This is a genomic window from Xanthomonas cissicola, assembly GCF_008801575.1.
GTDB classification, from domain to species: domain Bacteria; phylum Pseudomonadota; class Gammaproteobacteria; order Xanthomonadales; family Xanthomonadaceae; genus Xanthomonas; species Xanthomonas cissicola.
The window spans coordinates 151,893-172,161 of sequence record NZ_VZPL01000001.1 but is presented as its reverse complement, the minus strand read 5'-3'; the positions used below and the strand labels follow the sequence as shown (position 1 = coordinate 172,161).

Sequence of the window (20,269 nt, the reverse complement as noted above, 5' to 3'; positions counted from 1 at the left end):
CGGGCCGTAAAATGGGGCCCTGAATGGCCGCCAGCTTATCGCAAGCAACTGAACAATGACGTTGTGGGTGCTCGGACTGAATCACCAGACCGCACCTGTGGACCTGCGCGAACGCGCGGCGTTCGCAGGTGATGCGCTACCGCGCGCGCTCGAATCGCTGCGTGCGCTGCCCCAGGTGAGCGAGGCCGCGCTGCTGTCCACCTGCAACCGTACCGAGTTGTATGCGATGGCCGAGGAGGCGCACAGCCTGGTCAACTGGCTGGAAACCCACGCGCCCGGCCTGAGCGGTTATCTGTACCAGCACCAGGAAGCCGAGGCGGTGCGTCACCTGTTTCGTGTCGCCACCGGGCTGGATTCGATGGTGTTGGGAGAACCCCAGATTTTGGGCCAGGTGAAGGACGCCTGGGCAGTGGCGCGGGCGCACGGCGCGCTGGGCAGCGGGTTGGACCGGCTGTTCCAACAGACCTTTTCGGTGGCCAAGCGTGCGCGTACCGACACTCGTGTCGGCGCAAATCCAGTGTCGGTCGCATCCACGGCGGTGCGACTGGCACAGGACTCGTTTGCCCGGCTCAACGAATCCACGGTGCTGTTGATCGGTGCCGGCGAAACCATCGAACTGGCGGCCAAGCATCTGAGCGAAGGCCGCGTGCGCCGCCTGCTGATCGCCAACCGCACCCTGGCCCATGCACAGACACTGGCCAGCCAGCACGGCGGCTTCGCTTTGCCGCTGACCGATCTGGAACGCCACCTGGCCGAGGCCGACGTGGTGTTTTCGGCCACCGCTGCGCGTGAGCCGCTGGTGACCCGCGCACAGGTGGAACAGGCCTTACGCGCCCGCAAGCGCAAACCGATGCTGCTGTTCGACCTGGCGGTGCCGCGCGATATCGAGGCCTCGGTGGGCGAGTTGAGCGACGCCTACCTGTACACGGTGGACGACCTGGAACGTGCGGTCGAAGACAATCGCCGCGGGCGCCGCGAAGCGGCCGACCAGGCCGAAGCCATCATCGACCTGCAAGTGGCGCGCTATGTCGAAACGCTGCAGGCCACTGCGCATCAGGCACCACTCAAGCGGCTGCGCGCGTTTGGCGATAGCACCCGCGACGAACTGCTGGCCAAGGCACGCCAGCAGTTGCACAACGGAAAACCGGCCGACGAAGTGCTGGAACAGTTGGCGCATGCGCTGACCAACCGCTTGCTGCATCCGCCCACCGCCGCACTGCGCGATGCGGCGCTCAACAACGACCTGGAATTGACCGCTGCGGCCGACCGGCTGTTTCCGGAAAAGCCGGGTTACCAACATCCCCCCATAGCTACCCCGATCGTGAGGACCGATGACGCCGACCCTGCGCCGTAAGCTCCAAGCGCTGGCCGAGCGCCGCGAAGAACTGCAGCACCTGCTCTCCGACCCCGATGTGGTGGGCAACAACGACACGTTCCGTACGCTCTCGCGCGAACTGTCGCAACTGGAGCCGGTGGCGGTGGCGCTGGAAGAGGAGGCGCGCGCCAAGGCCGACCTGGCCACGGCCGAAGCCCTGCGCAACGACCCGGAGATGCGCGAGCTGGCCGAAGAGGAAATTGCCGCTGCACAGGCGCGCCTGGAACAACTCGATGCACAGCTGGCATCGCTGCTGGTACCGCGCGACCCGCGCGACGACGGCAACCTGTTTCTGGAAGTGCGCGCGGGCACTGGCGGTGACGAAGCGGCGATCTTTGCCGGCGACCTGTTCCGCATGTACGCACGCTACGCCGAGCGCCAGGGCTGGAAGGTGGAAATCGAATCCGACAGTCCCGGCGAGCACGGCGGCTACAAGGAAGTGGTGGCGCGGGTGGTCGGGCGCGGTGCGTATTCGCGGCTGAAATTCGAATCCGGCACCCATCGCGTGCAACGCGTGCCGGCAACCGAATCGCAAGGCCGTATCCACACCTCGGCCGCAACGGTGGCGATCATTCCCGAAGCCGACGACGTGGAAGAGATCGCGATCAATCCAGCCGATCTGAAGGTGGACACGTTTCGCTCGTCCGGTGCGGGCGGCCAGCACGTCAACAAGACCGAATCGGCGATCCGCATCACCCACGTGCCCAGCGGGGTGGTGGTGGAATGCCAGACCGAGCGCAGCCAGCATGCCAATCGCGACAAGGCGATGAAGCGGTTGAAGGCGCAGTTGCTGGACACCGAACGCAGCAAGGCGGCAGCGGCCGAAGCGCAGACGCGCAAGTTGCAGGTGGGCAGCGGCGACCGCAGCCAGCGCATTCGTACCTATAGCTTTCCGCAGGGTCGCATTACCGACCATCGCGTCGAAGGGCTGACCTTGTACGACCTGCCCAACATCATCGAAGGCGATCTGGATGCATTGATCGGGCGGCTGCTGCACGAACATCAAGCCGACGAACTGGCACGGTTGAGCGATAGCCCGTGAGTGCGCAAGTCCCGCGCGAGCTGCTGCAGCTGCGCGAGCAAGTGCGACGCCAGCCTGGCGATTTCGTCGCCTGGTTGATGCTGGCCGATGCCGAGCTGGGCATGGGCGTCACCGCTGCCGGCGAAACGGCCGTGCAGCGCGCGCTGGCGCTGCACCCGGGCCATCCGGAAGCGGTGGCGCGGCTGGGACAGGTACGCTGGGCGCAGCAGCGCCATGCAGAAGCGGCCACGCTGCTCCAACAGGCCTCGGACCTGGTACCCCAGCATCCGGGGATCGCCCTGTGGCTTGGGCACGCGCTCGAAGATGCAGGCCAACCGGAACAGGCCGCGGCCGCCTATACGCGCGCCCACAAGCTGCTGCCCGACGAGCCCTACATCACCGCACAACTGCTCAACTGGCGACGCCGCCTGTGCGATTGGTGCGAGCTGGACTCCCTGGCTGCACAGGTGCGCACCGCAGTAACGCAAGGCGAGGCGGCCGTGGAGCCTTTCGCGTTCCTGAGCGAGGACGCCAGCGCTGCAGAGCAGCTGGCGTGCGCCCGCACCCGCGCGCAGGCGATTGCCTCCTCCGTGCACCCACTGCCAGCGGCCACGCTGCGCAGCCGCGGCACGCTGCAACTCGGATTCGTGTCCAACGGCTTTGGCGCCCACCCGACGGGCTTACTCACGGTGGCCTTGTTCGAAGCATTGCAGCGACGCCAACCGGACCTGCAGGTGCAATTGTTTGCAACCAGCCCGGACGATGGCAGCGACATTCGCGCGCGCCTGGCGCAGGCAACGCGCATGCACGATGTCACTGCGCTGGGGCATCTGGCAACCGCGCAACATATCCGCGACCAGGGCATCGATCTGCTGTTCGACCTGCGCGGCTGGGGCGGTGGGGGACGACCGGAAGTCTTCGCATTGCGGCCGGCACCGGTGCAACTCAACTGGCTGGCGTATCCGGGCACCTCGGGCGCGCCGTGGATGGATTATGTGCTTGGCGACGCCATCGCATTGCCGACGTGGCTGGAGCCGTTCTACAGCGAACAGGTGCTGCGCCTGCCGCGCGCATTTCAACCATCGGACACCTCGCGCACGGTGGCCGAAGCGCCATCGCGCGCGCAGTGCGGGCTGCCGGATCACGCTGTGGTGCTGTGCTGCTTCAACAACAGTTACAAGCTCAATCCACGCAGCATGGCGCGCATGCTGGCGGTATTGCGCGCGGTGCCCGGCAGCGTGCTGTGGCTGCTGTCCGGCCCGGGTGAAGCGGATGCGCGATTGCGTGCAGCAGCGCAGGCACAGGGCGTGCACGCGCAGCGTTTGGTCTTCATGCCCAAACTGCCGCACCCGCACTATCTGGCGCGCTATCGACATGCGGACTTGTTTTTGGATACACATCCGTACAACGCGCACACCACCGCCTCCGATGCGTTATGGGCAGGCTGCCCGGTCTTAACCACACCTGGTCAGACATTTGCCGCGCGCGTGGCCGGCAGCCTGAATCATCATCTGGGGCTGGATGAAATGAATGTGGCCGATGACGCTACGTTCGTGGCCAAAGCGATTGAGCTTGCGAGCGATGCGGAGGCCTTGCGTGGCGTGCGTGCGCAGCTGGCGGAGCAACGCCTGCGCAGTGGCCTGTTCGATATGGATGGATTTGCGGATGACCTGGCCGCGCTGCTGCGTTGCATTGCTCAGCGCAGTGGATGGCGGGGGGTTTAGTCGTGGTGCCCGACTTGGCTCATTGGATGCTGTGAGCTGGCCTCGCTGCTGTGTTGGCCTGAGATGGCATGGCTGAAAACGCTGCCCAAAGCGGCGGATACGCATCGACGCTGCATTCCCTCCTTGCGTCGGGACATTGTTCCCCTTCGTGGAGGAAAGGTGGTGCGTAGCGCGGGATGAGGCGACGTCTGCGGCAATCACACTGGTCAACCGTACCCTCACCCCAGCCCCTCTCCCGCAGGAGAGGAGCTAACGGCAGTGCATCAGTCCGTGCCAGGTGCTCCGTGCAACTTCACACCGCGGCGCTGTACCCGGCCGTCCAGGCTCGCTAGGCTGCGCGCATGCCTTCCAATCTCGATTTCATTCCCTTGCGCCTGTGCGTACTGACCGTGTCCGACAGCCGCACCCTGGCCGACGACCGCTCCGGCGATTACCTGGCCAATGTCCTCACCCATGAAGGCCACGTCCTGCACGAACGTGCGCTGTGCCCGGACGACCGTTACCGGATGCGGGCGATCGTCTCCGGCTGGATCGCAGATGCGCAGGTGGATGGGATCCTGATCACCGGTGGCACCGGCTTTACGGGTCGCGACAGCACCCCGGAAGCGATCACCCCGTTGCTGGACAAGGTCATGCCTGGCTTCGGCGAGATGTTCCGCGCGATCAGCGTGGAAGAAATCGGCACCTCCTCGCTGCAGTCGCGCGCCTTTGCCGGGCTGGCCAATCACAGCTTCGTGTTCTGTCTGCCCGGCTCCACCTCGGCCTGCCGCACGGCCTGGGAAAAGATCGTGCGCGCGCAGCTGGATGCGCGCACCAAACCCTGCAATCTGGCGACATTGCGTCCACGCTTAGGCGAATAGTCTGCGCGCTTTCCACCGCTGCTGGAACGCGCATGTCGCACTTGAAACGCAAGGCTTATAAAAAGTTGCTGGCGCCAATGCAGTTGGAACTGGTGGACATGGCGCGCTGGTTGCGCCACACCAACCAGCGCGCCCTGGTCCTGGTGGAAGGCCGCGACACCGCCGGCAAGGGCGGCGTCATCCAGACCATCGCCAGCCACCTCAACCCACGGCAGTGTCGCGTGGTGGCGCTGCCCAAGCCCAACGACCGCGAAAGCACCCAGTGGTATTTCCAGCGCTATGTCACGCACCTGCCGGCGGCCGGCGAACTGGTGCTGATGGATCGCAGCTGGTACAACCGCGCCGGCGTCGAGAAGGTGATGGGCTATTGCACCGACGCGCAATACGACCTGTTCCTGGAGCAGGCGCCACGCTTCGAACAGATGCTGGTCGACGACGGCATCCTGCTGTTCAAGTACTGGTTGTGCGTGGACCAGGCCGAGCAGGAAAAGCGCTTTGCCGAACGCCGCGAAGACCCACTCAAGGGCTGGAAGCTGTCGCCGGTGGACCTGCAGTCACGCACCAAATACGACGACTACACCGCCGCGCGCGAACGCATGCTGGAGGCGACGCATACGCCCGATGCACCGTGGACGCTGGTGGATTTCAACGACCAGAAGCGTGGCCGCCTGAGCCTGATCCGCGATCTGCTGGACCGGCTACCGGACACCGCTGTGCCCGATGCGCTGGTGCAGCTGCCGCCATTGTCCGGCAAGCTGCACAAGGAACGCTATGGCGTGCTGGAACCGATCGACGATTACGCCGCCCAGTCCTGAGAGACTTCGTCGCTGGCGGCCGTGGCACGCGGCAGCGGGTGCAGGCCGGCCTGACGTTCGGCCTGCTCGGCCTGCAGCACCAGCTGGCTCAGACGCTGACTGAACAATTGCATGAAACCGCGATGCAGCGGGCGCATCGCTTCCATGTAGTCCACATCGTCGGCCTGCGCACCGAGTGGGCTGCAGGACGACAGCAGCACTTCGTCCAGGCGCAACGCGCTGTCGGGAAGGCGCACCAGTGCGGCGCGGCGGAGCCAGTCGCGCATGCCTTCGCGGTATTCGGCGGCCAGGATGTAGGCCACTTCGACCTGGTCCAGGTCCACATCCGGGTTCCATGCCAGCACCTGGATCACCTGCGAACGCTCGTCGAGCATGCGCCCTTCGGCGACCAGTGCCTGCAATTGCTGCAGCAGGCGCCATTGCACGCCGGCGGCCTCGCGTTGGGCGGTCGGCATGGTCTCGATGGCCAGTGCCAGACGCCGCGCAAACAACGCCGGCACCTCGGACAGCACGATCGGGCCGGCATCGGCGCCGATCAGAAAACGTTCGGTACGCAGGGCCGCGGTGTCGGGCAGGTAGCCGTCCTGCAGCGGGCGCATCACGCCGTGGTCTAGCAGCGACAGCACCACATCCAGCCAGTAGCGGCGTTCCTGCTGCAGCGTGCGGTTGGCGGCGGCGTTGTGCCAGGCCTGACGCACATCGTCCAGGCGCAGGATGCAGGACTGCGCATCCAGCCCGTCCCACGGTGCGCGGGTGGCGTCGTTGGGATCGAAGGTTTCCGCGCTGAGCATGCCGCCGCCGAAGCGGTGCCAGGCTGCGCCACGCTGGGCGCCGGCCGGGTCCGGCCGGGCCGCGGCCACCGGAGCTGCCGTGGCCGGGCGCAGGAGTGCGGCGTAGGCATCGGCCCACGAATCGGGCAAGCGCGCCGAGAGCGGGTAGCTTGCCGAGGGCTGACCCAGCCCCTGGCGTGCCAGACGCAGGCTCCACACCACCGCGCCGATCACGATGCCGCCAAAGATCCAGGCCAGCAGACAGCTGGTTGCCGCCTGTCCGGTTGATAGCACGCGGGTTGGCGGGTGCAGAAACAACAACCAGCCGCTGCCCAGCAGGACACCGAGATACAGCCACGGCGCCAGCTGCGCCATCTGGCGGTGGCGGCGATGCGCGGGCAGGTCGTGCCCGTCGTTGCGGTCTTGAGATGGAGCGGCCATTACATTCCCCGTGCACGCCTGATCGCGTTGACAAGGTTATCGGCGAGGCAACCCAACTCTGTTGCCCCGCTTCAGTGGCGCACGCTCACCCAGTTACAAAGTCTTCAGTCGGCGGAACCGCGCAGGCCGTGCGCGTGACCGCCGCGACCGTGGCGGCCGGCGGGCCCTGCCATAGCCATGTTTCCAAGGCGTCCAGCGCCGCCGCGCTACCGGCGGCGACCACGTCCACGCTGCCGTCGGCCTGGTTGCGAGCATGCCCGACCAGGCCGAGTGCCACTGCGCGTTGACGGGTGCACGCGCGGTAACACACGCCCTGCACCACCCCGCTCACCACAAAACGCGCCGCCTGCATCAACCCGCCTTGCCGGTGATGCCGACGGCCGCTTCGATATCGCGTGCGGTCACGGGACCAAGGAATTGTTTGGCGACCTTGCCGTCCGGGCCGATCAGGTAGGTCATCGGCAGGCCGCGCGGGGTGGCGAAGTCCTGTGGCGGTTGGTACGGGTCGAGGATGGCGATCGGGTAGGACACCGGGTGGTCCTTCAAGAATGCCTGCATGTCGGCGCTGGTGATGTCCTCGTAGGCCAGACCCACCACCTCGACGGTGTCGCGCATGGTGTGCAGCGCCGACAGTTCGGGCATTTCCTTCAGGCACGGCGCGCACCAGGTAGCCCAGAAATTCACCACCACCCATTTGCCGCGGTGCGCGGCCAGGTCGTAGGTCTCGCCGGTCACGGTCGGCAGCGAGAGCCTGGGCATCTGGGCGGTCTGCTGCACCACCGAGCTGTTGGGCGGTGCGGCCGGCGTGGCCGGCGTGGCTGGCGTGGCTGGCGCCTGGGGCGTGGCGGCAGGCGCAGCGCCGTTGCCGGCAGCGGGAGTGGCCTCGCTGGCGGGCTTGCAGGCGGTCAGCAACAGCAGTGGCAACAGCAGCGCGCAGGCGCTGCGGACAAGACGCACGGTCATGGAGGATCTCCGGGAAGGTGGGTGTAAAGGTCGCCGACCGGCTGCGCCAGCACGCTGCGCAAGGGTTGGCGCAGCTGTTCCAGCGCCGCGGCGGCGGCCTGGCCGAATGCATCGTCGCGGCACGGCAACGGGCGGTCTTCGATCGGCACGCGCAGCTGGCAGTTTTCGTAGAGTTCGGCCAGCGGCACCACATCCAGATCGCGCGCCAGCAGCCACTGCCCGCGCTCGTCGCGACGCAGCAGGCGAATACGCTTGAGCTCGCACAGCAGCTCCTGCATCAGCGTGTCGGTGAGCATCGGCTCCAGCGCCAGGATGCGGTCTTCGTCCAGGCCATCGCCGTGGACGCGCGCCTGGCTGAAGCGGCCGAGCAGACGCAGCAGGCCGTAGATCTCGAAGCCCGGCGGCAGCCGCATGGCCTCTGGCTGGTAGCGGAACGCGGACATCGACGAGGCCAGCGAGGCACCCAACAGCACCGACACCCAGCTCAGGTAGATCCACAACAATAGGATCGGCAATGCCGACAGCGCGCCATAGATGCGCTGATAGGTCTGGAAATTACCGAGGTAAAAGCCAAAGCCCCACTTGACGATCTCCATCAGGATCACCGCCAGCAGCGCGCCCGGCAGCGCATGCCGCAGCCGTACCACGTGCTGCGGCACCACGCGGTAGATCAGCACGATGCACACGAACTCCACCGCCATCGGCGCCAGCCGCCAGGCGAATTCGGCCAGCCACTGGCCTTCGGTGGTGCGGAACAGCGGCAGCGCGAACACGTAGGCCGCCATCGCCATCGAGGCGGCGGCCAGCATCGTGCCCAGCGTCAGCACTGTCCAGTAGATCAGAAAGCGCGTCACCTTGGGGCGCGCAGCGGCGACCCGCCAGATGCTGTTGAAGGTTTGTTCGATGCTGTGCAGGGTGATCAGCAGCGAGGCCACCAGCGCGACCATACCGGCCACGGTGAACTTACCCAGGTCTTCCAGCGAGCGGTTGAGATAGTTCTGCACCGAACGCGCCGCGCCAGGCACGAAATTGTTGAAGATGAAGTCGGTGAGCGCGTCCTTCCACTCGTTGAAGGCCGGAAATGCCGACAGCACGCCGAATACCACGATCGCCAGCGGCACCAGTGCGAACACGGTGGTGTATGCAAGCGAGGCGGCCGCCTGGAACAACCGGTCGTCCAGGAAGCGGCGCCACAGAAAGCGTCCGAAGCTCACCGTCCGCGCGCGGTCGCGCAGACGTTCTTTCCATTGGTGGAGTTTGTTCACACGCGACATCGCGCAAGGGTACCCGATGCGCCGTCATCGCGGCCTTGCCGCAGCTGCGGCGTGCAGCAACAGGCTGGCTTGGCCGATACTGCGGCAACTCACACAGGCGGCAACGACACGATGGCGGAGATTCTGGTGCTGTATTACAGCCGGGGCGGTTCGGTGGCGCGGCTGGCGCGGCAGATCGCACGCGGCATCGGCGAAGTGCCCGGCATGAGCGCGCGGCTGCGCACCGTCCCACCGGTGGCCGCGGTCACCCAGACCAGCGCCCCGCCGGTGCCGGACGAAGGCGCGCCCTATGTAGACCGCGCCGATCTGGCCGAATGCAGCGGCCTGCTGCTTGGCAGCCCCACCCGCTTCGGCAACATGGCCGCACCGATGAAGCATTTCCTCGACAGCCTGGGCGCCGAATGGGCCAGCGGCACCCTGGCCGGCAAGCCGGCCGGCGTGTTCACCTCCACCGCCTCGATGCATGGCGGCCAGGAATCCACCTTGCTGTCGATGCACCTGCCGCTGCTGCATCACGGTTGCCTGATCGTGGGGATTCCGTTTACCGAAGCCGCGCTCAGCCACACCACCAGCGGCGGCACGCCCTATGGCGCCAGCCATGTCTCCGGCGCTGGCGGCGATCCGCAACCGAGCGAGGACGAAGCGCTGCTGGCGCGTGCGCTGGGCCGCCGGGTGGCCGACATCGCGCGGCGGCTGGCAAGCCCGTGAGCGTGCGCGCCATGCAGTGGCTGCTGAGCGCCGCGCTGCTGGCGCTGGCGGCGTTGTTTGCGGTGTGGTTCCACGACGACCCGCGCCCACTGGCCGCGTTCATCGTGTTCGTGCTGCCGGCCGCGCTGACCGGCGTGCTGGCAGTGCGCAGTGCGCGTGCCCGCTTCTGGGCCGGCGTGTTCGCACTGGGCTGGTTCAGCCACGGCGTCATGGCCGCCTGGAGCCAGCCGCAGGCACGTGGAATGGCGTGGCTGGAACTGCTGCTCGCCCTGGCCGTGGTGGGCCTGGTCGGCGGCCCCGGCATGGCGGCGCGCTTGGGCAGGACGCGCCCGCCACGTTGATCGGCGAGTCGAACAAAGCGCATGCGCAACTGCGCGATGCAGCTGCGCATGCGTCCGGCCGAGGTGGTCAGCCGCGACCACCCCAACGCAGCCACTCAACCAAGTTCGATCATCGTCAGGCGGGCGCAGCCGGGGCTCAGGGTGGCGTGCACACGCCTCCACTCCGATCCCTGCGCGCCGTCCACGCCACCTGACGACGACTTGCGACGTTTCGTTCGGCGCTCAGTTTCCGACCAGCGTGGCCACGCTCTGCGGGTCGACATACAGCGAGGTCTTGCCGTTGACCACGCTGTAGTTGCCGCCGAACCCGACATTGAGCGTGCTCGAGGTGCTGTATTTGGCGAACTGCGTGGCAGTGCCGGACGGTAGCGTCAGGTCCAGCCGCTGGTGGCCGGTGCCGGTGTTGACCGCCACCACCACTAGCTTGTTGTCCGGCGTGCGGTAGGCCGTCACCGAGACATCGCTATACGGGTGCTCGGTGGCGCCGATGCGCACCGACCCTGGCCGCACGAAGCGCGCGAACTGCGACATCGCATAGCCGCGCTTGCTCACTGCGCCGTTTTCGCTGATCAGCCCGTAGCTGCGCCGGATGTACCACCAGATGTAGGCGTTGAAATTGGCCGCCATGCTCGCATGCAGTTCGCTGGCCACACCCAATGCCGACGGCCACGCGTTGCCATCGGTGTTGTCGGTGTAATGCTCGGTCATCCAGATCTGTTTGCCCTTACTGCGCGCCAAGGCATAGTCGCGCGGCACCGCGCCATACAGATGGCCGGCCACGATGGAGGTGGCCTGATTGGCAGTGGCGTTGTTGAGGACCGGGTCGGTGATGGAGAAGTTGAACCCCACCGACTCGCCGACGATGACCTTGAGGCTGCCGAACTTGCTGCCTTGGCTCACAAGATAGTTGACGAAGTCGCTGCCGCTCCAGTCGGCCGATTCGTAATCCGGGTGCCAATCCGGCTCGTTTTGCAGGGAAATCGCGTACAGCGGTGCGCCCTTGCCCGACATGTAATGGCGAAATCCAGCAGGTGCTGGGTGTAGGCGCCGTAATAGTTCGTCAGCAGCTTGCCGCCATTGACCAGGCTGTTGTTGGACTTCATGTAAGCCGGTGGCGTCCAGGGGGTTGCGAACACCAGCCCGCCCAGCGCATGCACGCGCGTTGCGGTCGGCACCTGGGTCGCCCAGCCTGAGCTGGAGGGGTCGATGCGCATGCGCAGGATCGACAACCCGATCTGCCCGTTGCCGCTGCCGTAAGCCAGATCCACCTGCGCGGGTGTCAGGTCGTTGATCCAGCCGGCGCCGTTCATGCCGCCGAACCCGCGCACCGTCTGGTAGGTCTGCGTGGGCGTGATCGTCACCGTCTGCGCGGCGGCTTGGCCCGCCACCAGCACGACCATCGCGCAGGTGAGAGAGCGCAACATCGACAAAGGCTTCTTCATGGGTTTCTCCGGAAAGGGATGGCGACGGCATCGCGGTACCGACGGCCCGCCGACTATCGACTGCGGAGATGGCAGTTCAATTTCTGTGGCGTCTCATTGTTGGTTTCGTGATGCAGGACACGCGCGTAGTGCGTTGGAGCTTTGCATGAATCACGCAGCGTTTTGCACTGCGGCATAGGCAGTGATGCGGAGGCAACTTTGAAGCAACGCCTCCGATTCGGACCTAACGCCGCATCCAGAGTCTGCGCGTGCGCTGCATGTGCGAAGGCTGCTCGCAGCGTGCGTCATGATCCCTACGCGTTGAACCGAGCGTCACGCTCCGCTGGTCGACGCATGCCTGCACCGGATCAACCCAAGCACATGTAGCACCGCCACATCCGGCACAGCGAGCGCAGATTCAGCGCACCCGTTGGTCAAGGCCGTTGTTCTACTGCCACTCTCCTGGCCGGGCGGTATCATGGCGGCCCGCGCGCGGCCTGCGCCGTGTTAGCCCTACAGGATCCGCAGCAATGGAAGACCTCCTGATCGTCACCACCGGTGGCACGATCGACAAGATCTACTTCGACGACAAATCGGACTACCAGATCGGCGACCCGCAGATCGGTCAGATTTTGAAAGAACTGGGCGTGACGTTTCGCTTTTCGGTGATTCCGATCATCCGCAAGGATTCGCTGCACATCACCGATGCCGACCGCGAACTGATCCGCGCCACCATCGCCGTCCAGCCCACCCGCCACGTGCTGATCACCCACGGCACCGATTCGATGGTGGAAACCGGCAAGGTGCTGCAGACCATCGCCGACAAGACCATCGTGATGACCGGCGCATTGAATCCGGCGCGCTTTCGCGGCTCTGATGCCGAATTCAATATCGGTTGCGCTGTCGGTGCGGTGCAATCGCTGCCGGCAGGCGTTTATATCGCCATGAACGGCCGCATCTGGAATCCGCAAAAGGTGCGCAAGAACGTGGCTGCCAACCGCTTCGAATCGGTCTGAGCGCATGAGCAAGGCCACACGCGCCACCAAGGCCCTGGACGCGGCCGGCGTAGGTTATGTGTTGCATCCTTACGACTACCGGGCCGATGCCGATGCGAAGGGACTGCAAGCCGCAGATGCGTTGGGCCTGCAGCCGCATACCGTGTTGAAGACGCTGATGGCATGGGTCGACGACAAGGCGGTGTGCGTGGTGATTCCATGCGACCGCCGGGTGTCGTTGAAGAAACTGGCCAGCGCCTACGGCGGCAAGTCGGCACGCATGATGGACGTGGCCGATGCCGAGCGGCGCACCGGTTACAAGGTCGGCGGTATCGGCCCGCTCGGCCAGCAACGGCAGGCGCCGGTGCTGGTCGAAGTCACGGCGTTGGACGTACCGGCGCTGTGGATCAACGCCGGCCAGCGGGGGCTGCTGCTGGAATTGCCCGGCACCCAGCTGGTGCATGCACTCGCCGCACGCGCTTGCGCGCTGTGCGAGTGAACGCGTAAACGCGATGCCGCGCGTATCGGCCGGTATGCGCGCTACGCGTTTGGGACCCGACTCACGCGATGCTCTCGGCGGATCACCTGCATTGATTTCGATCTTCCACCGATGTCTCCGCATTGCACGCATGCAGCACTGCCGCACTAGAGCAGGCAGCAGCGCCTCTGGGCACGGCAGCACCACCGCGCCGGAACCACTCAATACGCCGCAGTGACGCTGACTCCGGAAAAGCCCAGCGTCGCCTTCAAGCGCACGTAATAGACGCCCGCAGCCGGCGCGGCCAGCGTGCAGCTGTCGCCATTGCCCGGCAACATGCTGCGGCAGCTGTACGCGGCGTCGGTCGGTAACGCTCCGGCCCGTACCGAAAGGTCGGCGTTGCCGCTGCCACCGGCGAGCGTGACCTTGAGCGAACGGGTGCCGGCCGGCACATTGACCTGGTAATACAGCGAATCGGAAAGCGCTGCGCTCAGCCCGGTGCGTGCCACATTCCTGCTCAAGGTGGTCGACTCGATCACCGCCGCCACCGCGCCATCGGCATTCACCAGCCCGGCCCCGCACCCCTGCGTGCAGGCCACCGGCATGGGCCGCGCGCTGGCCTTGAGCAGGGCTTTCACTGTTGCCGGCGTCAGCGGATTCAGGGCCACCGACTGCATCAGCGCCACCACGCCAGCCACGTGCGGCGCAGCCATCGAGGTGCCGCTATACACCGCATATGCCGGATTGCCCGGTGCCGTGGTTCCGGTATTGAGCGTGGACACGATCGATTGCCCGGGCGCGGCGATATCCACGCCCTTGCCGAAGTTGGAGAAGCTGGCCTTGGCGCCGGCCGAGGTGGTGGCCGCCACGGCGATCACGTTGGCGCAATTGGCCGGCACGCTGGTGGAGACGTCCATATTGCTGTTGCCGGCGGCCACGACCACCGCGCTGCCGCGCGTGACGGCTGCGGTGATGGCGTTGTTCAACGTCGCCGAGCAGGTGCCCGCTCCGCCCAACGACAGATTGATCACCGTGGCCGGATTCGGGTTGGCCGGCACGCCGGTGACCTTGCCGCCGGACGCCCACACGATCGCATCGGCGATATCGGACATGTAGCCGCCGCAGCGGCCCAGCACCCGCAACGGCAGGATCTTGGCGTTGAACGCGGTACCGACTACGCCCACCGCGTTGTTGCCCACCGCCGCCACGATGCCGGCCACGTGCGTGCCATGCCAACTGGAATTGGACGCCGACGCTCCGGCCCCGCATTCGTTGGCCGCGGCCCAGTCGCCTTGGTCGGCCGCGTTCGCATCGCGCGCAGTGCCATCGCGCGCAGTGGCCGGATCAACGATGAAGTCGTAGCCGGGCAGCACATTGGCTGCCAGGTCCGGATGATTGGTGATGCCAGTGTCGATCACCGCCACCACGATGCCCTTGCCGGTGGAACGGTCCCAGGCCGGACGGATGTTGAGGCTGGCGGCGGTCGCGCCCATCGCCCACTGCTGCGGCACGCCCGGGTCGTTGGGAACCAGCAATGGCCGCATCAGGATGTCCACTTCCACGCGTTTGACCGCCGGGTCGGCGGCAAGGCGCCGCATCAGGCTTTCCGAATCCACGCGGTCCAGCTTGCGGTCTGCCACCAGCAACATCGGCCCGCCACTGAGCCGGCGCGTGGCCGACAGGCCCAGCGCCTTCCCGCGCGCTTGCGGCACGGCACGCGCGATGTCGCCCCATGGCGCAGACAACCCGGTCGCCCGGCTGCTGCCGACGCTGTTCTTGTAGCTGACGATGAAGCGCTGATGGGTGTTGCTGGAATTCAATCCTTGCAGATTGACCTCGCCAGCAGCGACATGAAACGTGCATGACAACGCACAGACGAATGCAACGCGGCGCAGTACGCCTACTGAGTGATACGGCATGACTCCATCCCTCCCCAAGGATCTGGCAACCCGGTTGGCAACGCGCTGACGCCAGTGCGCTGCGCCGTGCCCGATGCGCGTGCATGCAGATGTTGCATGCCTCACGTGGGGTGGCTATCGGCGTGCCGCCGATGCGCTGAAGCGGCCATGCCGTGCTGGCGCGCGTTTCATTCAGCCATCGCTGCCGGCCCTGGCTGGCGCAGCGGCAATTGCCGCTGCCCGAACGCACAGGGCCCCGCATAGAGCGGGGCAGTGCAGGTTTCAAACCACCGACACGGGCGTCGGGAAAGGCCCGACGCGATGCCGGCTGCGCGCCGGCATCGCGGTCGTCGGCGCAGGTTTACGGGGTCTGGCTGACCGCGCCGGCCGCGTTGACGATGCCCGCGCCGCAGCCGCCCGAGCAGGCGCCCGGCAGCGGACGTGCAGTGTTCTTCAGCAGCGTTTCCACCGCCGCAGGCGTCAGCGGACGGCTGGCGACCGACTGCACCAGCGCCACCACGCCGGCCACGTGCGGGGCCGCCATCGAGGTGCCGTTGTAGCTGGCGTAGCTGGCCGAACCCGGCGTGGTGGTGCCGCTGTTCAAGGTCGACAGGATCGCCGAACCCGGCGCGGAGATGTCGATGCCGGTGCCGTAGTTGGAGAAGCTCGAACGCGCCCCGGCCGAGGTGATCGACGCCACCGAAATCACGTTGGCGCAGCTGGCCGGGGTGAAGTTGGCAACGTTGGCATTGCTGTTGCCGGCCGCCACCACCACGGTGGTGCCGCGCGACACCGCGCTGTTGATCGCATTCTGGTAACTGCTCGAGCAGCTGCCGCTGCCGCCCAGCGACATGTTGATCACTTCGGCCGGGTTGGCATTGGCCGGCACGCCGGACACGGTGCCGCCGGAGGCCCACACGATCGCATCGACGATATCGGACGTGGCGCCGCCGCAGGCGCCCAGCGCACGGATCGGCACGATGCGCGCGTTGAACGCGGTACCGGCCACGCCGGTGCTGTTGTTGGTCACCGCCGCGATGGTGCCGGCCACATGCGTGCCGTGCCAGCTGGAATTGGCGGCCGAGGTGCCGCTGCCGCACTGGCCGGCCGTGGTCCAGTCGCCCTGGTCGGCCGGATTGCTGTCACGCCCGTTGTTGTCGCGTGCACGCGTGGCATCGCTGATGAAGTCGTAACCCGGCAGCACGTTGGCGTTGAGGTCAGGATGGCTGGTGATGCCGGTGTCGATCACCGCCACCACCACGCCGGTGCCGGTGGCGGTGTCCCAGGCCGGGCGCACGTTGATGCTGGAGGAGAGGTGCCGAAGCCCCACTGTTCGGACAGGCGCGTGTCGTTCGGGGTCAGCACCGGGTACATGATCTGGTCGACTTCCACATAGTCCACGCTGGGGTCGGCAGCAATGCGGCGCATCAGCGTTTCGGCGTCGGCGCGGTCCAGGCCACGGTCGGCCTTGAGCACTTCCGAACCCAGCGCCGTGCGGCGCACGTGGTTCAGGCCCAGCGCACGGCCGGCGCGTGCCGGCATCGCACCGGCGACGGAATTGAGCGATGCGCGCATCGAGGTCGGGCTGACCGCCGCACTGGAACCGTCTTTGTATTTGACGATGAAGCGGTCCAGGGTGGGCTGCGCATCCAACCCGGACAGATTGACCTGACCGGCGAATGCCGGCACGGCCAGCAGCGAGGTCAACGCGGAAACACCCAGGACTACCAGCGCGCGCGTGGGCGCACGACGTTGCGACACATTGGACATCGATCGTTCCTTATTGGAGAGGTGCCGCAGCTGCGGCGAGAGGGCCTGCCCTTTGCCGCAGGCTGCGGTTCGGGGCCGGAAACTGCACGGGCGCCAGGCCCGTCGGAGCGACTGACCGGCGTCCATTCCGGCCAAGTGGCAACACATCGCCTGCGCCTGCCGAAACGGCAGACCTGGGCGAGGTATCGCAATGGGGTTGAAGCGATGGTGGCAGCGTTCCAGCGTTTAGTAGCTGGCGGTCAGGGTCACGCCGGAGAACGTGCTGTAAGCCTTGATCCGCACGTAATAGGTTCCCGACGGCGAGGCGATGTTGCAGGTTTCGGCATTGCCATCCAGATACGGGCGGCAGGTGTAGACGCTGTCGGTCGGCGCGCTACCGGCCCGCACGTACAGGTCTGCATCGCCGCTGCCGCCGCTGGTGGAGACCGTCAGCGTGCCGCTGCCGGCCGGCACCGAGATGGTGTAGTTCAACTCCGCGCCCGTGGCCGCGCCGAGGCCGGTCACCGGCGTGCCGTTGGTCAAGGTGTTGCCGGTTCCGCCACCACCACCGCCACTGCTGCCGGCGATGGCCGCCGTCACTGCCGCATCGGCATCGACGATGCCCGCACTGCAACCGCCCGAACAGGCACCCGGCAAGGCGCGTGCGGTGTTCTTCAGCAGTGTTTCCACTGCGGCAGGCGTCAACGTGGTGGGCGCAACCGACTGCACGAGGGCAACAACGCCGGCCACATGCGGCGCCGCCATCGAGGTGCCGTTGTACGAAGCGTAGCTGGCGTTGCCCGGCGTGGTGGTCCCGCTGTTGAGCGTGGACAGGATCCCCGACCCTGGCGCGGAGACGTCGATCCCGCTGCCGTAGTTGGAATAGCTGGCCTTGGCACCGGCCGAGGTCGTGGCCGCCACTGCGATCACATTGGCGCAGTTGGCCGGCAACGAACCGGACACGTTGGCGGCACTGTTGCCGGCCGCCACCACCACCGTGGTACCGCGCGAGACTGCGCCGTTGATTGCGCTCTGCATCGTGGACGAACAGGTGCCACCGCCGCCCAGCGACATGTTGATGACTTCAGCCGCGTTGGGATTGGCCGGCACACCGCTCACGGTGCCGCCGGAGGCCCAAATGATGGCATCGGCAATGTCCGACAGCGAACCACCGCACCGGCCCAGCACGCGGACCGGCACCACCTTGGCGTTGAACGCAGTGCCGGCCACGCCGGTGGTGTTGTTGGTCAGCGCCGCCACCGTGCCGGCGACATGGGTCCCGTGCCAGCTGGAATTGGACGTGGCGCACCCGCTGGTCGAGTTCCAGTCGCCTTCGTCGGCAGGATTGTTGTCGCGCCCATTGCCGTCGCGCGCGGCGGTGGCATCGCTGATGAAGTCGTAGCCGGGCAGGATGTTGGCGTCCAGGTCGGGATGGCTGACGATGCCGGTGTCGATCACCGCAACCACGACGTTGGCACCGGTGGCCTTGTCCCAGGCCGGGCGGATGTTGAGCCCGGCGTTGGTGGTGCCGAAGGCCCACTGCTCGGACAGGCGGCTGTCGTTGGGGGTCAGCGTGGGGTACAGCATCTGGTCCACTTCCACGCTCTGCACGTTGGGGTCGGCGGCCAGCTGGCGCATCAGGGTTTCGGCTTCGGCGCGATCCAGCGCGCGGTCGGCCTGAACCAGCTCCGGTCCCACTGCCAGACGACGCACGCTGTTCAGGCCCAGCGACTTGCCGGCCTTGGCCGGCAACGCACGTGCAGCGGTGCGCAACGAGGTCGTCAACACGCTGGGGCTGCTCAGGGCGCTACTGCCGTCCTTGTAGGTCACGATGAACTTCTGGTGGGTCTGCGCGGTGGCCAGGCCACCCAGGTAGACATCGCCGGCAAACGCCGGCGTTGCCAGCAGCAGCGAGGTAAGGGCCGAAGCACCCAGGATGCCGAGCGCTCGGTGGCGCGGACGAAGCGACGCGTTTTACATCGAATTCCCTTCCAGTCAAGAGAACCGCCGAAGCGGTAGTTCCGAAACCGTCGCGATGGCGACTGCCCCAGTGCCCCGGACCGCCCCCGTTATCGATCCGTTCAGCGAACCTATCGCAAAGAAACCGGGCTGGACAATACGGAGTTGGTAATTTTCGAAACCAAAATGTAATTACGTAACTTAAGTCACGCCTTGCCCATGCTGAATTCGACTTGTTCTTGGTCGAAAAATGGTCTTTTTGCTGTTGCGCAAACAAAAAGGCCCCCGTGCTGACACACGGAGGCCCTTGTTTGGCGAAGTATGTCCGCTTACGACAAACGCACCAACCAACCGTGGCGGTCCGGCACGCGGCCGTACTGGATATCGGTCAGTTCCTGGCGCAGCGACATGGTCACCCGGCCCGCTGGCGCGGACAGATCGCCCACCGCGAACCCCTCGCCCTTCAGCTCGCCGATGGGGGTCACCACCGCCGCCGTACCGCAGGCGAACACCTCGGTGATCTCGCCGGAGGCCACGCCCTGCTTCCATTCGTCGATCGCGACCTTGCGCTCGATCACCTGCATGCCACGGTCGCGGGCCAGTTGCAGGATGCTGTCGCGGGTGATGCCTTCCAGGATGCTGCCGGACAGTTCCGGGGTCACCAACGTGCCGTCCTTGTAGACCAGGAACACGTTCATGCCGCCGAGTTCTTCGATGTACTTGCCTTCCACCGGGTCCAGGAACAACACCTGCGAGCAGCCCTGGGCATAGGCCTTCTGCTGCGGCAGCAGCGACGCGGCGTAATTGCCGCCGCATTTGGCCGCGCCGGTCCCGCCCTTGGCCGCACGTGCGTATTCGGTGGACAGCCAGATCGACACCGGCGCCACGCCCTTGGCGAAGTACGGGCCGGCCGGGCTGGCGATCACGTAATACGAGGCCTTGTGCGCCGCGCGCACGCCCAGGAAGGCCTCATCGGCAATCATGAACGGGCGGAAATACAGGCTGGTCTCCGGCGCTGACGGCACCCAGCCGCCATCCACGGCCACCAGCTGGCGCAGCGATTCCACGAACAGGTCCACCGGCAATTCCGGCAGCGCCAGACGGCGCGCCGACCGCTGCAGGCGCTCGCCGTTGGCTTGCGGACGGAAGGTCCAGATCGAGCCGTCGGCGTGCCGGTAGGCCTTGATGCCTTCGAAGATCTCCTGCCCGTAATGCAGCACCGACGCGGCCGGATCCAGCTGCAGCGGGCCGTACGCGCGCACTTGCGCGTCGTGCCAGCCCTGCTCGTTGTTCCAGGAGATGGCGACCATGTGGTCGGTGAAATGCAACCCGAAACCGGGCGCAGCCAGGATCACGGACAATTCGTCGGCGCTGCGCGGCGACGGAGAACGGGTGGAAGCGAAGGACACGGACACCGGGAGATTCCTGTATGGCGGGCGAAAGGACGCAGCGCCACATCGTGGACATGGCGCGTGAC

At 66.4% G+C, this 20,269-nt stretch carries 16 protein-coding genes and 2 pseudogenes; 9 read left to right on the top strand and 9 right to left on the bottom strand.

What is annotated here, in order from left to right; translation table 11 throughout:
- Positions 1–55 precede the first annotated feature (55 nt).
- The 5 genes from hemA to ppk2 all read left to right on the top strand — a co-directional run bounded on the left by hemA (position 56) and on the right by ppk2 (position 5,795).
- Positions 56–1,354, top strand: a complete 1,299-nt coding sequence (hemA, locus tag F7R02_RS00825; protein ID WP_003486770.1) for a glutamyl-tRNA reductase — start codon at positions 56–58, stop codon at positions 1,352–1,354.
- Positions 1,332–2,417 carry a peptide chain release factor 1 gene (gene prfA, locus F7R02_RS00820; RefSeq protein WP_078590028.1) on the top strand — a complete coding sequence of 362 codons (1,086 nt, stop codon included), beginning with the start codon at positions 1,332–1,334 and terminating at the stop codon, positions 2,415–2,417. Before hemA ends, prfA begins: the two co-directional genes overlap by 23 nt.
- Positions 2,414–4,120 (top strand): O-linked N-acetylglucosamine transferase, SPINDLY family protein, encoded by a 1,707-nt coding sequence (locus tag F7R02_RS00815; protein ID WP_078590027.1) that lies wholly within the window; start codon positions 2,414–2,416, stop codon positions 4,118–4,120. The genes prfA and F7R02_RS00815 overlap by 4 nt, the downstream gene beginning before the upstream one ends.
- A 341-nt stretch (positions 4,121–4,461) precedes the next feature.
- The gene (gene moaB / locus F7R02_RS00810) at positions 4,462–4,980 is read left to right on the top strand and encodes a molybdenum cofactor biosynthesis protein B (RefSeq protein ID WP_078587181.1); all 519 of its coding nucleotides are present in this window, start codon (positions 4,462–4,464) and stop codon (positions 4,978–4,980) included.
- Positions 4,981–5,012: 32 nt separating this feature from the next.
- Positions 5,013–5,795 (top strand): polyphosphate kinase 2, encoded by a 783-nt coding sequence (ppk2, locus tag F7R02_RS00805; protein ID WP_005925996.1) that lies wholly within the window; start codon positions 5,013–5,015, stop codon positions 5,793–5,795.
- Here the strand turns inward: ppk2 and F7R02_RS00800 are convergent.
- The 4 genes from F7R02_RS00800 to F7R02_RS00785 all read right to left on the bottom strand — a co-directional run bounded on the left by F7R02_RS00800 (position 5,777) and on the right by F7R02_RS00785 (position 9,243).
- Entirely contained in the window at positions 5,777–7,006 is a 1,230-nt protein-coding gene (locus tag F7R02_RS00800) for a hypothetical protein (protein ID WP_078590026.1), read from the bottom strand. The two genes, ppk2 and F7R02_RS00800, sit on opposite strands and share 19 nt — an antisense overlap.
- An 85-nt stretch (positions 7,007–7,091) precedes the next feature.
- On the bottom strand, positions 7,092–7,358 hold the full coding sequence (locus F7R02_RS00795; RefSeq protein ID WP_005925990.1) for an acylphosphatase: 267 nt from the start codon (positions 7,356–7,358) through the stop codon (positions 7,092–7,094).
- Positions 7,358–7,969, bottom strand: coding sequence for a TlpA family protein disulfide reductase (locus tag F7R02_RS00790; RefSeq protein ID WP_078590025.1), 612 nt, complete (start codon positions 7,967–7,969; stop codon positions 7,358–7,360). The genes F7R02_RS00795 and F7R02_RS00790 overlap by 1 nt, the downstream gene beginning before the upstream one ends.
- A complete protein-coding gene (locus F7R02_RS00785; RefSeq protein WP_005915572.1) occupies positions 7,966–9,243 on the bottom strand; it encodes a YihY family inner membrane protein in 1,278 nt (425 codons plus the stop codon). Before F7R02_RS00785 ends, F7R02_RS00790 begins: the two co-directional genes overlap by 4 nt.
- A 111-nt stretch (positions 9,244–9,354) precedes the next feature.
- Between F7R02_RS00785 and wrbA the strand changes: the two genes are divergently transcribed.
- Complete coding sequence (wrbA, locus tag F7R02_RS00780) at positions 9,355–9,951, top strand: NAD(P)H:quinone oxidoreductase (RefSeq protein ID WP_005925984.1); 597 nt, start codon at positions 9,355–9,357, stop codon at positions 9,949–9,951.
- A complete protein-coding gene (locus F7R02_RS00775; RefSeq protein WP_003486792.1) occupies positions 9,948–10,292 on the top strand; it encodes a DUF2069 domain-containing protein in 345 nt (114 codons plus the stop codon). Before wrbA ends, F7R02_RS00775 begins: the two co-directional genes overlap by 4 nt.
- Positions 10,293–10,514: 222 nt before the next feature.
- On the opposite strand, the pseudogene F7R02_RS00770 reads toward F7R02_RS00775, so the two are convergent.
- Positions 10,515–11,734, bottom strand: a pseudogene (locus F7R02_RS00770) (glycoside hydrolase family 30 beta sandwich domain-containing protein).
- A 509-nt stretch (positions 11,735–12,243) separates the two neighbouring features.
- Here F7R02_RS00770 and F7R02_RS00765 point away from each other — a divergent pair.
- Both F7R02_RS00765 and ybaK read left to right on the top strand, forming a co-directional pair.
- Positions 12,244–12,729: an asparaginase domain-containing protein gene (locus F7R02_RS00765; RefSeq protein WP_078590024.1), complete on the top strand. Its 486-nt coding sequence runs from the start codon at positions 12,244–12,246 to the stop codon at positions 12,727–12,729.
- Positions 12,730–12,733: 4 nt separating this feature from the next.
- Positions 12,734–13,207 carry a Cys-tRNA(Pro) deacylase gene (gene ybaK, locus F7R02_RS00760; RefSeq protein ID WP_078590023.1) on the top strand — a complete coding sequence of 158 codons (474 nt, stop codon included), beginning with the start codon at positions 12,734–12,736 and terminating at the stop codon, positions 13,205–13,207.
- Between the two features lie 200 nt (positions 13,208–13,407).
- On the opposite strand, the gene F7R02_RS00755 is transcribed toward ybaK, so the two are convergent.
- The 4 genes and pseudogenes from F7R02_RS00755 to F7R02_RS00735 all read right to left on the bottom strand — a co-directional run bounded on the left by F7R02_RS00755 (position 13,408) and on the right by F7R02_RS00735 (position 20,207).
- On the bottom strand, positions 13,408–15,105 hold the full coding sequence (locus F7R02_RS00755; protein WP_078590022.1) for a S8 family peptidase: 1,698 nt from the start codon (positions 15,103–15,105) through the stop codon (positions 13,408–13,410).
- 352 nt (positions 15,106–15,457) lie between these two features.
- Positions 15,458–16,854 (bottom strand): annotated as a pseudogene (locus F7R02_RS00750) (S8 family peptidase); the annotation flags it as partial.
- Between the two features lie 225 nt (positions 16,855–17,079).
- A complete protein-coding gene (locus tag F7R02_RS00745) occupies positions 17,080–18,771 on the bottom strand; it encodes a S8 family peptidase (protein WP_167520943.1) in 1,692 nt (563 codons plus the stop codon).
- Between the two features lie 350 nt (positions 18,772–19,121).
- A complete protein-coding gene (locus F7R02_RS00735; protein ID WP_078590020.1) occupies positions 19,122–20,207 on the bottom strand; it encodes a branched-chain amino acid aminotransferase in 1,086 nt (361 codons plus the stop codon).
- Positions 20,208–20,269 lie beyond the last annotated feature (62 nt).